The 13,807-nt window shown below is 44.6% G+C and carries 16 protein-coding genes; 14 read left to right on the top strand and 2 right to left on the bottom strand.

Annotated elements, in window-relative coordinates:
- Window positions 1-2: 2 nt before the first annotated feature.
- Genes EIH25_RS09820 through EIH25_RS09810 form a run of 3 tightly spaced genes read left to right on the top strand, consistent with a single transcriptional unit; the run spans window position 3 to window position 5,574 of the window.
- The gene (locus EIH25_RS09820) at window positions 3-3,188 is read left to right on the top strand and encodes a hypothetical protein (RefSeq protein ID WP_124100882.1); all 3,186 of its coding nucleotides are present in this window, start codon (window positions 3-5) and stop codon (window positions 3,186-3,188) included.
- Window positions 3,189-3,200: 12 nt separating this feature from the next.
- Window positions 3,201-3,530 (top strand): hypothetical protein, encoded by a 330-nt coding sequence (locus EIH25_RS09815; protein WP_124100881.1) that lies wholly within the window; start codon window positions 3,201-3,203, stop codon window positions 3,528-3,530.
- A 52-nt stretch (window positions 3,531-3,582) separates the two neighbouring features.
- Window positions 3,583-5,574: a hypothetical protein gene (locus tag EIH25_RS09810; protein ID WP_124100880.1), complete on the top strand. Its 1,992-nt coding sequence runs from the start codon at window positions 3,583-3,585 to the stop codon at window positions 5,572-5,574.
- A 7-nt stretch (window positions 5,575-5,581) separates the two neighbouring features.
- Here EIH25_RS09810 and EIH25_RS09805 read toward each other — a convergent pair whose 3' ends face one another.
- Window positions 5,582-6,094: a hypothetical protein gene (locus tag EIH25_RS09805; protein ID WP_124100879.1), complete on the bottom strand. Its 513-nt coding sequence runs from the start codon at window positions 6,092-6,094 to the stop codon at window positions 5,582-5,584.
- 89 nt (window positions 6,095-6,183) lie between these two features.
- On the opposite strand from EIH25_RS09805, the gene EIH25_RS09800 reads away from it, so the two are divergent.
- The 6 genes from EIH25_RS09800 (at window position 6,184) to EIH25_RS09775 (ending at window position 9,013) form a co-directional block, all read left to right on the top strand.
- A complete protein-coding gene (locus EIH25_RS09800) occupies window positions 6,184-6,603 on the top strand; it encodes a hypothetical protein (protein ID WP_124100878.1) in 420 nt (139 codons plus the stop codon).
- Window position 6,604: 1 nt separating this feature from the next.
- A complete protein-coding gene (locus tag EIH25_RS09795) occupies window positions 6,605-6,790 on the top strand; it encodes a hypothetical protein (protein ID WP_124100877.1) in 186 nt (61 codons plus the stop codon).
- Window positions 6,791-6,797: 7 nt separating this feature from the next.
- Window positions 6,798-7,682, top strand: a complete 885-nt coding sequence (locus EIH25_RS09790; protein ID WP_124100876.1) for a glycoside hydrolase family 25 protein — start codon at window positions 6,798-6,800, stop codon at window positions 7,680-7,682.
- Window positions 7,683-7,693: 11 nt separating this feature from the next.
- A complete protein-coding gene (locus EIH25_RS09785) occupies window positions 7,694-7,939 on the top strand; it encodes a hypothetical protein (protein WP_124100875.1) in 246 nt (81 codons plus the stop codon).
- A gap of 67 nt (window positions 7,940-8,006) precedes the next feature.
- A complete protein-coding gene (locus tag EIH25_RS09780; protein ID WP_124100874.1) occupies window positions 8,007-8,744 on the top strand; it encodes a DNA adenine methylase in 738 nt (245 codons plus the stop codon).
- Window positions 8,745-8,812: 68 nt separating this feature from the next.
- Window positions 8,813-9,013, top strand: coding sequence for a helix-turn-helix transcriptional regulator (locus EIH25_RS09775; RefSeq protein WP_124100873.1), 201 nt, complete (start codon window positions 8,813-8,815; stop codon window positions 9,011-9,013).
- A 188-nt stretch (window positions 9,014-9,201) separates the two neighbouring features.
- On the opposite strand, the gene nrdR is transcribed toward EIH25_RS09775, so the two are convergent.
- Complete coding sequence (gene nrdR, locus EIH25_RS09770; protein WP_124100872.1) at window positions 9,202-9,660, bottom strand: transcriptional regulator NrdR; 459 nt, start codon at window positions 9,658-9,660, stop codon at window positions 9,202-9,204.
- A 347-nt stretch (window positions 9,661-10,007) separates the two neighbouring features.
- Between nrdR and rd the strand changes: the two genes are divergently transcribed.
- The 5 genes from rd to ruvB all read left to right on the top strand — a co-directional run bounded on the left by rd (window position 10,008) and on the right by ruvB (window position 13,308).
- Entirely contained in the window at window positions 10,008-10,166 is a 159-nt protein-coding gene (gene rd / locus EIH25_RS09765) for a rubredoxin (protein WP_124100871.1), read from the top strand.
- A 152-nt stretch (window positions 10,167-10,318) separates the two neighbouring features.
- Window positions 10,319-10,825: a crossover junction endodeoxyribonuclease RuvC gene (gene ruvC, locus EIH25_RS09760; protein ID WP_124100870.1), complete on the top strand. Its 507-nt coding sequence runs from the start codon at window positions 10,319-10,321 to the stop codon at window positions 10,823-10,825.
- 63 nt (window positions 10,826-10,888) lie between these two features.
- Window positions 10,889-11,482, top strand: coding sequence for a Holliday junction branch migration protein RuvA (gene ruvA, locus EIH25_RS09755; protein ID WP_124100869.1), 594 nt, complete (start codon window positions 10,889-10,891; stop codon window positions 11,480-11,482).
- Between the two features lie 47 nt (window positions 11,483-11,529).
- The gene (locus EIH25_RS09750; RefSeq protein ID WP_124100868.1) at window positions 11,530-12,216 is read left to right on the top strand and encodes a hypothetical protein; all 687 of its coding nucleotides are present in this window, start codon (window positions 11,530-11,532) and stop codon (window positions 12,214-12,216) included.
- A gap of 51 nt (window positions 12,217-12,267) precedes the next feature.
- Window positions 12,268-13,308, top strand: coding sequence for a Holliday junction branch migration DNA helicase RuvB (ruvB, locus tag EIH25_RS09745; protein ID WP_124100867.1), 1,041 nt, complete (start codon window positions 12,268-12,270; stop codon window positions 13,306-13,308).
- The last annotated feature ends 499 nt before the right edge of the window (window positions 13,309-13,807 follow it).

Here is a 13,807-nt window from a genome sequence, read left to right as displayed (position 1 = left end):
CAATGGCTGTAGACGGACGGCTCAACTTTGACACAAAAATAGATACAAAAGGATTCAGCAAGGACGTAAGCAGTCTGAGCAATCAGCTAACAAGCTTAAAAAATATTGTAGCAAAGCTCGGAGCGGCAATCGGCATTGCATTTTCTGTTTCTCAGATAGTCGCGTTCGGCAAGGCGTCCGTAACGGCTGCAAATCAGACCTCAAACGCTTGGCAGGGGCTGCAGAGCATTATGGACGGTCAGGGACGCAGTTTTTCAAACGCGAAGGCTTGGATACAGGATTATGTATCAGATGGTCTTATACCTTTGCAAAACGCCGTAACGGCTTACAAGAATCTTGCGGCACGAGGCTACGATGACAGTCAGATACAACAGGTTCTGACTGCGCTTAAAGATTCATCGGCTTACGGCAGACAAGCTTCATACAGCATGGGCGAGGCTGTTCAGACTGCGACTGAGGGCTTAAAAAACGAAAACTCTATATTGGTTGACAATGCCGGCGTAACTAAAAACGTTGCAAAAATGTGGGACGATTATGCTAAGTCAATAGGTACGACAGCCGCTAAGCTTACTCAGCAGCAGAAAATACAGGCGGAAGTCAACGGAATTATGACGGAGACTCGTTTTCAAACCGGTGACGCTGCAAAGATGGCAAACAGCTTCTCAGGTCAGCTTTCAAGGCTGGCTTTTAATTTTAATGAGTTGAAAGTGGCAGTCGGTAATCTGCTTAAGGCTGTGCTGCAGCCGGCTGTAGTCTATCTGAACAGCGCTCTCACAAAGATCACCGCGCTTGCAAAAAGCGCCGCAAATGTTTTCGGAATAACAACAGACGTTGTTTCAAGCAGTAAAGAGCTCGGCGACGGAACTTCAGAAGCAGCGTCAAGCTACGAAGATATGGCGGCGGCAGCAGAGGAGGCAGCTAACGCTAATGAAAACTCACTAGCCTCATTTGATAAAATAAATAAGCTGGGCGACAGTGATAACTCCTCATCCGCTTCAACAGCAAATTACAGCGGCTTGTCAGGTGACACAATAACAGCGACGGCAGATGTAGATACTTCCGGTGCTGAAAAGAAGCTTGAAAGCTTTTTTAAACGCGTTAAAAAGAGTTTTTCAGAGCTGTTTAAACCACTCAAAAACGCATGGAGCACACATGGAAAATCCGTAACCGATTCTGCAAAAAACGCTTTTGACAATATTTTAAGTCTGCTTGGCGAAATAGGCGATTCATTCAAAACAGTTTGGACAAACGGTACAGGCGAAAAAATCGTCGGTCACATTCTGGAAATATTCAGAAACATATTTACTACTGTCGGCAATATTGCTGACAGACTGAAGACAGCATGGACGACGGACAATCTTGGCACGGATATTATTCAGCACTCTGCTGATATTTTCGATACGATCTTACGTCATGTTGAAAACATAACAGACAGGATATCAGACTGGTCAGGTACAATTGATTTTGAACCTTTGCTTTCCTCTTTTGATACGCTTCTGCAAGCGTTAGAACCGTTTGCAGACAACGTTGGCGAAGGTCTTGAATGGTTCTTTGACAACGTTCTGCTGCCGTTGGCGAGCTGGACGATTGAGGATGTTTTACCTGCATTTCTAAAACTATTAAGTAGTGCTGTTGATTTATTAAATTCGGCAATTGATGCGATACAACCTCAAATATCATGGCTGTTTGATAATTTTCTTAGACCTGTTGCGGAATGGACAGGCGGAGTCATAGTATCTGTTCTTGAAAAACTAACATCTGTGCTTTCAGATATCGGAACATGGATTTCAGAAAATCAAACAGCTTTTCAAGTAATCACTGGCATAGTGGCAGCGTTTTTTGCAGTTTGGGAGATTACAACGATAGCGGAATGGATAATTAATGCAGGCGGTTTGATTGGTATAATGAATAAGTTAAAATCTGCAATTGCAGCAGTTACTACTGCAAAAATAGCAGATAAAATTGAATCACTAAAAATAATCGCTCTATATGTAAAAGATTTTGTCGTTGCAATAGGAACAACCATTGCAAATTTAGCAAAAGAAACAGCTGCTTGGATTGCAAGCAAGGCTGCTAAACTGGCAAATGCAGCGGCACAAGGTATAATGACCGCAGCTACTGTCGCATGGAATGCTGTATGTACAATAGCAACAGCAGTCACAACAGCATTCGCTGCAGCAATTAATTTTTTAACCTCACCAATCGGATTGGTCGTTCTGGCAATTGGCGCGCTTATTGCAATTGGCGTTGCATTGTACAAAAACTGGGATACTGTTAAGCAATTTGCAATCGATATGTGGGAATGTATAAAAGAAACTATGTACAGCTTTTTTGATTGGTGCGTAGGTATCTTTGATACTGTAGTAAAATTTTTCAGCGATCTTTGGGAAGGTATAAAGAATGTTTTTGCCGCTGTCGGCGAATGGTTTAAGAATCTCTTTACTAAAGCGTGGGAAGGCATAAAGAACGCATGGAGCGCGGTAGTAGACTTTTTTACAGGAATATGGGACGGAATATGCAACGTGTTTTCTTCAGTTGCAAGCTGGTTCAGCGGTGTTTTCACTACAGCATGGGATAACATAAAATCAGCTTTTTCTGCTGTCAGCGAATTTTTCGGCAGCGTTTGGGAAGCTGTGAAGAAGCCGTTCGCTTCCGTTGCGGACTGGTTTAAAAACATCTTCACAAAAGCTTGGGAAGGAGTTAAGAACGTATTCAGCAAAGGCGGAGAGATATTCAGCGGCATAAAAGAGGGTATCTCGGAAACGTTTTTCACCGTTGTAAACGGGCTGATCGACGGTATCAACTGGGTTATCGCTAAGCCGTTTGAAGCTATTAATGCCGCGATCGGCTGGATACGGGATATTGAAATACTTGACTGGCAGCCGTTCGGCGGTTTGTCAGATATTAATATACCTCAGATACCTAAATTGGCAGCCGGAACGGTCGTGCCCGCCAATTACGGCGAGTTTCTGGCTGTATTGGGCGACAACAAGCGCGAGACCGAGGTTGTTTCTCCTTTATCGACTATCAGGCAGGCAGTACGCGAAGCGATGTGCGAAAACGGAGCAGGCGCAAAGCAGCCTGTTGTACTCAAGCTTGTTATTAAAAGCAAGGAGCTTGCCGAGGTGCTTATAGACGACATTAACGACATGACGTCAAGCAGCGGCGAATGTCCGCTCAAAATCTAAGGAGGGGATATAATGAACAACAACATAATAGTTGACGGGGTAACGCTTCCGCCTCCGGCTCAGGACGGTATATCATACACGCCGGAAGCGATCTGGAGCGAAAACGCGGGACGATCCGGCGACTGTAATTTTGTCGGCGACGTCAGAGCGGTAAAGGGTACGCTTTCAATATCATGGGACACGCTTACTTACGCGGAGGTTTCGCTGATACGCTCAGCGTTTACCCAGCTTGGCAAGCCGTTCTTTTATATCACTTTTACAGACGATACGGGTCAGCGCAGAACGCTGCATTGCTATTCTACGCTGCCGTCGTCGTCAATTCACACATACAAGGATAACTAAGGCAACGTTACAGGTATGACTGTCAGCGTTGTTGAGGTTTAGGAGGTGCGCAATGTATCAGGTCGTTTCACAGGAGGTCGCGGACTATATAATGTCTGACAGCAGAACGTTCCGGGCGGTGATGGAGTTTGCGGACGGAACGGAGCTGTCGGACGGGATCGCTAAGATTACGACGCAGGCAAGCACTGCAAACAAAGACATTATTGCAGGTGACACTATCTCGCAAAGCATAACTGCTGAGGTCACAGGACTTACGGCGGATATAAGCGGCAAGACGTTTGTGCTGTATTTTTACGCTGTAAATTTATTCAGCGAGCTGGAGGAGGAGTTAATACCTTTCGGGCGATACAAAGTGACGTCATGCAAGCAGAACGGTGAAAAATGGACTGTTGAAGCTCATGACGGCTTTTACAAATCTGACGATACATATACGTCGTCGTTAAGCTTTCCGGCAACTACCGACGATGTAGAGCTGGAGATATGCAACAAGCTTGGAATACTTCCCCCGAGGTATGATTATTCCCAGCTCTGCGATGAGGACGGAGAAGCTATATTGACGGCAGACGGTCAGAAGATATATGTCAGAGATTCCGCTCCGATAAAGATCGACGCTCCGCTTGAAGAGTGTACTTACCGGGAAATGCTCAGCTACTGCGTCAGTCTGGACGGCGGCAAATGCGCCATGCTAGACCGTGAGGGACATCTTATACACAAAGCGTGGACGGACATTGACTATACTGTCACAGCCGGACGAGCCGACGAGCCGGAAACGGATCAGAACGACATTAAAATATCGCAGATAAGCTGCAAAGTCGATGAAAACAAAACGCTGAGCATAACGGCGATTCCGGGCAGAGCGATGACGTTTACAAATCCGTACATGACGCAAAATCTGCTGGCTAAGGCGGCGAGCAATTATCTTATGAAGCCGTACAGACCGCTTTCGATCTATCACCGTTTAGGAGATCCACGCTTGGATATTCTCGACGTTGTAACTGTGCAGAAGGCTGACGGCACAAGCTACCGGGTACCGCTGATGTCTATGTCGTACAGCTACGACGGAGGTCTGAGCGCGAATATTTCCGCGACGGGAACGCCGGACAGCGACAATAAAGGCAATGACAGCAGTCCCATGATGCGCAAGGTAAAAAAAGTCGTCGCAGCCGCTCTGAACGCGACGGAGGAAAAGCTGAAAGCTGCATTTCAGGAATCTATAGACTACATCGTCGGCAACGAGGGCGGATATGTAGTCACAAAATTCAATGCTGACAATCAGCCTGTTGCTACATATTACACGGATAACCTTGACATCGAGCAGGCTAAGGAATTTCTGCTGATAAACAATCACGGAATTGCCGGCGGTACAGACGGTATACACGGTCCGATCAACACGGCAATCGACATTCAGGGCAGAATAAACGCCGAGCAGATACTTACGGGTATACTGTCGGCGATAGTTATTCAGTCGTTAAATTATTCCGAGGCGAACAAAACAGGGTCGAAAATCAATCTCGAGGACGGAACGTTCAGCTTCGGCGGGGGCGCAATGACATTTGCGAACAATCTTCTGAAGCTTGTCGGCTGCGCTATTGACAACGGCGCATTTAAAGTTGATAAAAGCGGTAATGTTACTATGACTTCTGCAAATATAACGAATGGTAATATTAACTGCGGAAATGGCAAATTTAAGGTCGACAGCGCAGGTGATGTTATAGCTAATAGTCTTAAATCGAACAATGCGGAAATTACAGGCGGTAATATTAACATTGAAACGGATGACAAAGAAACAAGCTTGATAAAATTGTCGCACAATGAGTGGACAATCGAGGTTTCACCGCTACAATGGGTGCTTACGAACGATAATACTGGTTGTAAATTTTATTGTCAGGCGGGACAATTAGGTTGTGAAAAAAATGGAACTACAGTTTGCACAATCAACGTTGAAACGGGTAGTGTCTATACCGATGGTATAGTGTATGCAAGTGATTTTTTAATAGAAAAGAACGGCGGCTATATATCTGTCAAGGAAGGATTGGAAAATTAATTTTTTATCAATATATATCAACAGGAGCAGTATAAAGTTTAGTTGAAACCTTTATTGCAAACTTTTCTACAAACACAATATTTCCGTCAACTAAAGCGACCTCCCAGTCGTTATTTGCTTCGCCGATTATCTCCAGAACAGCCCCTTCGGTCGAATTATATAACACCTCTGAACTTTTGTCAGGTGCGGCATACAGGCTTATGTCATACTTAGCGACTTTCAACTGTGAAGATTCGTATTTATAATAGCTTGTATCAAACGTCTGAGCTGTTGTTGTAGTCGTTTCAGGCGTGGTCGTAGTGGTGGTTGTCTTTTCGGTTGTTGTAGTTGTCGTAGTCTTTTCCGCAGTTGTTGTCGTGGTGGTAGTCGTACTTGCCGTGGTAGTCGTTGTAGTTGACTGCGCGTTAGCTTTTGCGGCTTGGCTGTCGGAAGTCTTACTGCTCTCGTTATTGCTGTTGTTGCAGCTGGCAAGACAGCAGACGAGAGATAATGTAAGCGCGAATGTAAGAAGTTTTTTCATGTTATGTCCCCCATCAAAAATTTACTTTAAGTAAATTATAGCACAAATATAAGAATTTGCAATGCAAAAATATGAAAGCGAGGTATTTTATGAGTTACAATCTTAATTTTTCAGGCGAACAGGTAGACGAGGCGATAGGGAAGGCGCTGCCGCTTATTTCCGGAACGGAGACGATCACAAGCTCAAGCTCGTCGTCGCTCATCAACAAAAAACTATCCCTGCCGTTCACTCCGACTATCAACACAAGGATCGTGGCGACATTAAGACGAGCCGGCGCGCCCAGCCCGTTTTTAAACTATTGTCTTACGCTTACGTACAACCAGACAAGCGCGACTAACGCTTCGATATACGCTGTAATATGCGCGGGGCAGAACGCGAGCGGTGCGCCGTCCTCAACGCTTCCGGCAGGGACGTATTACGTAGACTGGCTTGTGCTTGATAAGGGAGAAGCTGCGGCTTCGGCGGTAAACGAGCTGAGCGCGGATGAAACTGAAAGCGAGGTAAACTGATATGAAACAGAAACTGGCAAAATTAATCAATGTAAAGTCGATTGTAACGCTTATGCTGACTGTTGTTTTCTGCATTTTAGCAGTTAAGCAGGCTATATCGGCAGAGCAGTTTTTGACTGTGTTTACTGTCGTGATTTCATTTTATTTTGGCACACAGTATCAGAAAAATTCAAATGCTAAGGAGTAATACAACGATGAAAACAAAAGGAATAGACGTATCATATTATCAGGGCGAGGTAAACTTCAAAAAAGTAAAGGCGGCGGGTATTGATTTTGTAATAATCCGCGCCGGCTACGGAAACGCTTTGGCGTATCCTAAGCAGATAGATCCGCGTTTCGAGGAATACTACAAGAACGCCAAAGCGGCAGGACTTAACGTCGGAGCGTACTGGTACAGCTATGCGGACAGCGTTGAAGCGGCAAAGCAGGAAGCAAAATCATGTCTTGCCGCAATAAAGGGTAAAACTTTTGAAATGCCGATTTTCTTTGACTTGGAAGAGCGGAAGCAGTTCGCGAAAGGCAGAAGCTTCTGTGACAGCATAGTAAAGGCGTTCTGTAACGCGCTGGAGGAAGCGGGATTCTTTTCGGGACTGTACATAAGCCGTTCTCCTTTACAGACATACATCTCAGCCAATGTGGCTAAGAGGTATGCGCTGTGGATAGCAGAATACAACAGCAAATGCAATTACAGTGGCAGCTACGGTATATGGCAGTACAGCAGCACGGGTAAAATCAGCGGTATATCCGGCAATGTTGACTGCGATTACTGCTATGTTGACTATCCGACGACGATCAAAAAAGGCGGCTTTAACGGATTTAAGAAAGCTTCGTCCTCATCGTCTGCCAAACCGCAGACCTCGGCTAAGTCTTATACAAAAGGCACGCAGATAACGCTTAAAAATACGACCTTGTACGTTTCCGCGACTGCGAAAAGCGGCGTAAAAAAGAGCGGCGCTTATTACATTTACGACAATGCTGTAGTTAATAATCGTATACGCATTACAAACAAAAAGAGTAATTGCGGCAAATCACCGACCGGACTGTATGTGACTGGGTGGATCAATAAATCCGACATATGAGGAGTGATATAATGGATACAGATAAGGTCAAGACAGAGGAAATTACATATATATCAATGATGACAACGACCCGAATCAACTATCGGTCTGACTGCAATTTCAAAGCAGGTTCAATAGTCGGAGTGCTTGATGATAACATTAAAATCCAAGTGCAAAAGAATTTTAAATGCATTGCATACGGTCATATCTGGTACAAAGTAAAAATCAACCGCAAGCATTATTTTATAGTTGCTGATTATCTTAAACCCATCAACTAAATAATTCAGCTCCGGGGGTACTGCTCTCGGAGCTGTTATTATACTATTATATAAGGAGAGATGCAGAATGAAAAGTCCAATACCATGGATAGGAGGCAAAAGTCAGCTGAAAAATAAGATAGTCGAGGCGTTTCCTCTGGACAGAAGCTACGACAGATTTATTGATGTTTTCGGCGGCGGAGGGTCGGTGCTTTTTGCAAAAGACAAGCACGCCGCTCTGGAGGTTTACAACGACGCTAACAGTGATCTGGTCAACTTTTTCCGCTGCTTAAAATATCACAGCGACGAGCTTAGACGTGAAATACGCTACTATCTTAATAGTCGAGAGATGTTTTTCGACTGCAAAGATCATATTAACAGCCGAGGTTTTACGGACATACAGCGTGCCGCAATGTTTTTTGTGCTTATTAAGACAAGCTACGGTGCAGAGTTACGAAGCTTCGGGTGCAATAAAAAGGTACTTGATACAGATGATTTTAAGAGCTTGGAAAACAGGCTTTCTGGAGTAACAATTGAAAATAAGGACTATGCTGATCTCATAAAAGTTTATGACAGACCAAAAGCCTTGTTTTATTGCGATCCACCGTACCATACGACAGAAAAACATTACGACGTTAAGTTTACACAAGCAGATCATGAAAAGCTGTGCTTGATATTGCACCGTATTAAAGGTAAATTTGTATTGTCTTATAACGATGATGACTATATACGCAGCCTTTATGCTGATTATAATATAACCGCTGTTTCGCGTAGTAACAGCCTCAGTTCCGGCAGCTTTAAGGAGGTTATAATAACTAATTTCTAATATTTTTTTTAGAGAACAAATAACGTAATCTGTTATTTGTACCGTAAAAAAAGTATGAGGAGGAAGCAATGATCAAGATTAATTTAAGACAATTGCTCAATGAGCGCAACATAACTCAGGCTGAGCTTGCCAAAGCTGCACATATCAGACCCTCAACCGTTTCTGATTTATGCAATAATGTAGCCGAGCGTTTCAAATTTTCGCATTTAGACGCTATTTGCTCAATTCTTAATTGTGATATTTCAGATATTTTAAAGCTGTTAAAATAGCCTTTTTATTACTTTATAACAGCGTTTAAATTTTAAAAAGCAGTGATTTGTCCCAAACTTTTGAAACATTTCACTGCTTTTTTTCGTTTTTGCGTGTCAGTTTTTTTGATTTTGCGCGTCAAGCTACAAACGCCGCGAATTCCGCAAAATAAAAAGGACCGCCGAATTTGAACGGCAGCCCCGGATTATTATTTTGAACTATCTTCATCAGAAAGCTCCGATATGATCTGGATAAACGAATCAACATCGCCGAAATCCTTGTAAACTGAAGCGAAGCGGACATAGGCGACGTGATCAAGCTTTTTAAGCTCCTGCAAAACCTTATCGCCTATCTCGCTGGTAGTCGTTTCGGTCTGCATAGCGTTGGCGTAAGTATTCTCTATATCGTCCACAAGCGCGTTGATATCTTCAACGCTTACCGGGCGCTTTTTGATCGCGCTCTGAAGTCCTTTCAAAAGCTTCATTCTGTCGAAGGGCTCAAAGCTTCCGTCCTTTTTATATACCATAAGCAGAGGCTTTTCCACAACCTCATAGGTAGTAAATCTTCTTCCGCAGTTTGTACATTCACGCCTGCGTCTTTTTTTGCCTTCGCTCGGCCGCGAATCTATTACCTTCGTATCTTCAAAATTGCAAAACGGACATCTCATATAAAACTGCCGCGCTCAGCAGCCGCTCCAGACGGCAAGGCTTTACGGGCCGCCTCCCTTTCCTGTAAAATAAATGACCTTCAGATATTGTGCTTTTGTTTATTTATTATACCACAGCTTGTATGTAATTGCAACACTTTTTTTGAAAAAATCATTAGTTGTGTACAAGAAAATGTACTTTTACGCTTAACGCCGAATTTAAGCAGGGTCTCCCGGGAGCCTTGCAAAATTCACGATTCATAAAAAAGCCATGACCTTATGATAAATTATCTCTTGTATTTTTTCAGTAATGTGATATACTACTAGTATGGTCAGAAGATAAAATCTTAATTCAAGGAGGATGCACTATGAAGTATGTATGCGATATCTGCGGCTATATCTACGATCCCGAGGCTGGAGATCCCGACAGCGGCGTTGCTCCGGGAACCGAGTGGGAGAATGTTCCCGACGATTTTCTCTGCCCGCTCTGCGGCGTAGGAAAGGATCAGTTTTCTCCTGTTGAATAACCGTTATGCCGTTTCGCTTTATGCGGAACGGCTTTGCTTTTATGTGAACGTTTGTGCTTGACTTTTGTAAGCGCGTATGCTATAATATTTATTGAAACGCCGCATATCCGTTATGTGCGGAAGACGTAATAAATTTGTCCGGAGGGGATTTTTTGCGGATTCTCGGAATAGACCCTGGCTATGCAATAGTAGGCTACGGAGTTGTGGATTACAACGGAGGAAGCTTTTCCACCGTCAGCTTCGGAGCGATAACTACCGGCGCGGATATGCCTTTCAGCAAACGCCTTAAAACGATTTACGACGATATGTGCGAGATAATAAATACCTACCTGCCGGACGAAATGGGGATAGAAAAGCTTTTTTTCAACTCCAATGAAAAAACCGCTATAGATGTGGCTCAGGCGAGAGGCGTTACGCTTCTGCCGGCTATTCAGAAAAACATACCTATCTACGAATATACCCCTCTCCAGGTAAAATGCTCCATAGCGGGCTACGGCAGAGCGGAAAAGAAGCAGGTTCAGGAAATGACCAGAACGATGCTCCGCCTAAAAGCGGTCCCCAAGCCCGACGACACTGCCGACGCCGTAGCTATCGCCATTACTCACGGGCTTTCGGTGAACAGCAGGAGAATTATGGACAGCGTAAAAAATAAAGACTAAAAAACCTGAGGCTTGAATCAGATTTCTGAAAGCGAGGAAGTCCCGTCTGAAGGGAGAAAGATCATGATATATTCACTGAGCGGAAAACTTATACACACCGAAGCGGAGCTTGCCGTCGTGGAATGCGGCGGAGTAGGCTACGCCTGTAAAACTACCCTTTCCACGCTGCAAAAAATCGCCGGAGAGGAAAAGGTAACTCTGCTTACATATATGAGCGTAAGAGAGGACGCCGTGGAGCTTTTCGGCTTTGCGGACAAGGAGGAGCTGAGAGCCTTCAAGCTGCTTATCTCTGTTTCGGGAGTAGGTCCAAAGGCGGGTCTTGCCATTCTGTCCGCCATGAATCCTCAGCAGTTTGCCCTTGCGGTAGCCACCTCGGATTCAAAGTCCTTTACTCAGGTAAAGGGAATAGGAAAAAAGACCGCCGAAAGAATATGCCTGGAGCTTAAAGACAAGGTAGCCGGAGAAACAATTTCAGTCAGAGGACAGACCGCCGTTCCCGTATCTGTCACAGGCGGAAATATAGGCGAAACGATAACTGCGCTGGAGGTTCTGGGGTATTCATCGGCGGAGGCGGCGGGAGCTGTATCGCAGCTTGACCCCGATCTTCCGGTGGAGGAGCTTATCAAAAAAGCTCTTATAGGATTAGCGAGGTTTTAAAATCAATCATGAAAGGATAACGTTTAATAAAAACGTACGGTAAAGCTATGAAAAAACTTTTTGCACTTACAGCCGCGGCTGTTATGGCTCTATCTTTTTCCGCCTGCGATAAAAAGGACGAAAGCTCGGAAAAGGACGGCGTAAACTCGTCTAAAGCGACAAGCTCGGAAAAAATAATTCCCGAAGAATTTATGCGCTCCTGCTCGCGGGAGCTTACCTCGCTGACGCAGACCACAGCAAAAGAAATATCCGCTGAGGATATGGGTCTTTCAGATGAAGACGCTGCCGGATTTTATACGTCGTTTGCAGAAGCGGAGCTTTCTGAGCCTGACAAGCTGACCGTCTATGCGCTGTCTGAAAATCAGGTGAACAGCTATATGCAGATGTCGGGATACTCCGGAGATTCGTTTTCCGACGAAGCCCGCGCCGCGCTGACCAAGAAAATTACAGCCTCTTTGGGCAGTCTGTTAAATTCACAGACGGGAGTTGACGAGGTCGCCGCAGGCTCTATGCTCAGCTCCAGCAAGGCGTTCCCGGCTCCCGAGGGCTTTGAGGGAAGCTATCTTATGATTATAAACTGGAAGGAACTTTCCGCCGCCGTTTCCTTTTACGACGAAGGCAACGGAACCGTTCTCGCTCAGTATACTCCGGTCTTTTCCGATACAGAAACAATAGATATAACCCTGACTCAGTTCGGTCTGAACGAAACCAAGCAGGAAATCTCCGCTGAATAAATATGCCGCAATATACACATCTGTATACGTTTTACCTGAAAGGACATTAAAATGATAGAAAAAAGCGATTTTGATATTGAAAACAGAATAGTCGCTCCCAAACAGATAGAGGCAGATACCACCGATGACTTTGAAGTAAGCCTGCGCCCCAAAACTCTCGCGGAATACATCGGTCAGGAAAAGGTAAAGGAAAATCTTTCGATCTACATACAGGCGGCGAAAAAACGAGGCGACAGCCTTGATCATATATTGCTTTACGGTCCTCCGGGGCTTGGAAAAACCACCCTTTCAACCATTATCGCCCATGAAATGGGCGTAAATATACGCACCACCTCCGGTCCGGCGATCGAAAAACCGGGCGATCTGGCGGCTATCCTCACTAACCTTGAAAAGGGCGACGTGCTTTTTATCGACGAGATACACAGGCTTTCAAGGCAAGTGGAGGAAGTCCTGTATCCTGCGCTTGAGGATTACGCTTTGGATATAATCATGGGTAAAGGTCCTGCCGCAAGATCCATAAGGATTGAGCTTAACAAGTTCACCCTTGTAGGCGCCACGACCCGCGCGGGACAGCTTACCTCGCCCCTCAGGGACAGATTCGGAGTTATCGAACGTCTGGAGCTTTATGACAGCGATCAGCTTTGCGAGATAATAATGCGTTCCGCGGTGATCCTCGGAGTGCCCTGCGACAGAGAAGGCGCGATGGAGCTTGCTTCCCGTTCCAGAGGAACGCCTAGAATCGCCAACCGTTTTCTCAAGCGGGTGCGGGACTTCGCGGAGGTTATGGGCAACGGCAGAATAACCAAGGATATTGCAAGGATCGCTCTCGACCGCATGGAGGTAGACCGTCTCGGTCTTGACAATCTTGACAGAAGAATGCTGAACATGATAATAAAAGGCTACGGAGGAGGACCTGTCGGTCTTGACACCTTGGCTTCGGCTATAGGCGAGGAGGCTGTAACCCTTGAAGACGTCTGCGAGCCTTATCTCATGCAGCTTGGGTTTATTTCAAGAACGCCCAGAGGACGCTGCGCAACTCAGCTTGCCTATGAGCACCTGGGGATTTTAAAGGACGGACAAACAATGCTTTAATCTAAACCGTACAGCCGGAAACTGCGGAAAGCCCGCTGCTCCGGCTGTTTTTTCGTCATAACGATTCCCACGATTCTAGACTTTTTTTAATACCGTAAGCCTTAAAAAACGCAAAGTGTGAAAAAAATTGTACTGTAATAATTACAAATTGCTTACTTTAGTTACGTTTGTATTACAACTGTCCGATTTGTTACCCTGGTTTAATTGCTTTTTGGTTACAATAAGAATAAAAATCAAAGAAATTTATCGAAAACTGCGATTTTTATCGTGCTGACTATTGATTTTTTTATACGATTGTGGTAAACTATTAGAGGTGTTAATGTTTTTACCAAAGCTTTATTCAGTTTTTTCAGAGCCTGCCGATTGTGCTGAGTTTATTTGATTTCCTTTTAATTCAGGCTCTTTACGTTTACTATAATTTTTTATGCGCAGATCAAAAATACGGTTAATATACACTTATTTATATAATAAATGTTAATGATTTTTAATCATTTCAGAG

This window comes from Ruminococcus sp. Marseille-P6503, from assembly GCF_900604945.1.
GTDB lineage: Bacteria > Bacillota > Clostridia > Oscillospirales > Ruminococcaceae > FB2012.
The sequence above is the reverse complement of the archived record's forward strand: the minus strand, read 5'-3'. Positions and strand labels throughout refer to the sequence as shown.

Coding starts and splice junctions, on each gene's coding strand:
- EIH25_RS09810 (WP_124100880.1), top strand. CDS start 3,583: ATGTATCAGGTCGTTTCACAGGAGGTCGCGGACTATATAATGTCTGAC.
- EIH25_RS09800 (WP_124100878.1), top strand. CDS start 6,184: ATGAGTTACAATCTTAATTTTTCAGGCGAACAGGTAGACGAGGCGATA.
- nrdR (WP_124100872.1), bottom strand. CDS start 9,660: ATGAGATGTCCGTTTTGCAATTTTGAAGATACGAAGGTAATAGATTCG.
- ruvA (WP_124100869.1), top strand. CDS start 10,889: ATGATATATTCACTGAGCGGAAAACTTATACACACCGAAGCGGAGCTT.
- ruvB (WP_124100867.1), top strand. CDS start 12,268: ATGATAGAAAAAAGCGATTTTGATATTGAAAACAGAATAGTCGCTCCC.
- EIH25_RS09750 (WP_124100868.1), top strand. CDS start 11,530: ATGAAAAAACTTTTTGCACTTACAGCCGCGGCTGTTATGGCTCTATCT.
- EIH25_RS09790 (WP_124100876.1), top strand. CDS start 6,798: ATGAAAACAAAAGGAATAGACGTATCATATTATCAGGGCGAGGTAAAC.
- EIH25_RS09795 (WP_124100877.1), top strand. CDS start 6,605: ATGAAACAGAAACTGGCAAAATTAATCAATGTAAAGTCGATTGTAACG.
- EIH25_RS09820 (WP_124100882.1), top strand. CDS start 3: ATGGCTGTAGACGGACGGCTCAACTTTGACACAAAAATAGATACAAAA.
- EIH25_RS09815 (WP_124100881.1), top strand. CDS start 3,201: ATGAACAACAACATAATAGTTGACGGGGTAACGCTTCCGCCTCCGGCT.
- EIH25_RS09805 (WP_124100879.1), bottom strand. CDS start 6,094: ATGAAAAAACTTCTTACATTCGCGCTTACATTATCTCTCGTCTGCTGT.
- EIH25_RS09775 (WP_124100873.1), top strand. CDS start 8,813: ATGATCAAGATTAATTTAAGACAATTGCTCAATGAGCGCAACATAACT.
- EIH25_RS09780 (WP_124100874.1), top strand. CDS start 8,007: ATGAAAAGTCCAATACCATGGATAGGAGGCAAAAGTCAGCTGAAAAAT.
- rd (WP_124100871.1), top strand. CDS start 10,008: ATGAAGTATGTATGCGATATCTGCGGCTATATCTACGATCCCGAGGCT.
- EIH25_RS09785 (WP_124100875.1), top strand. CDS start 7,694: ATGGATACAGATAAGGTCAAGACAGAGGAAATTACATATATATCAATG.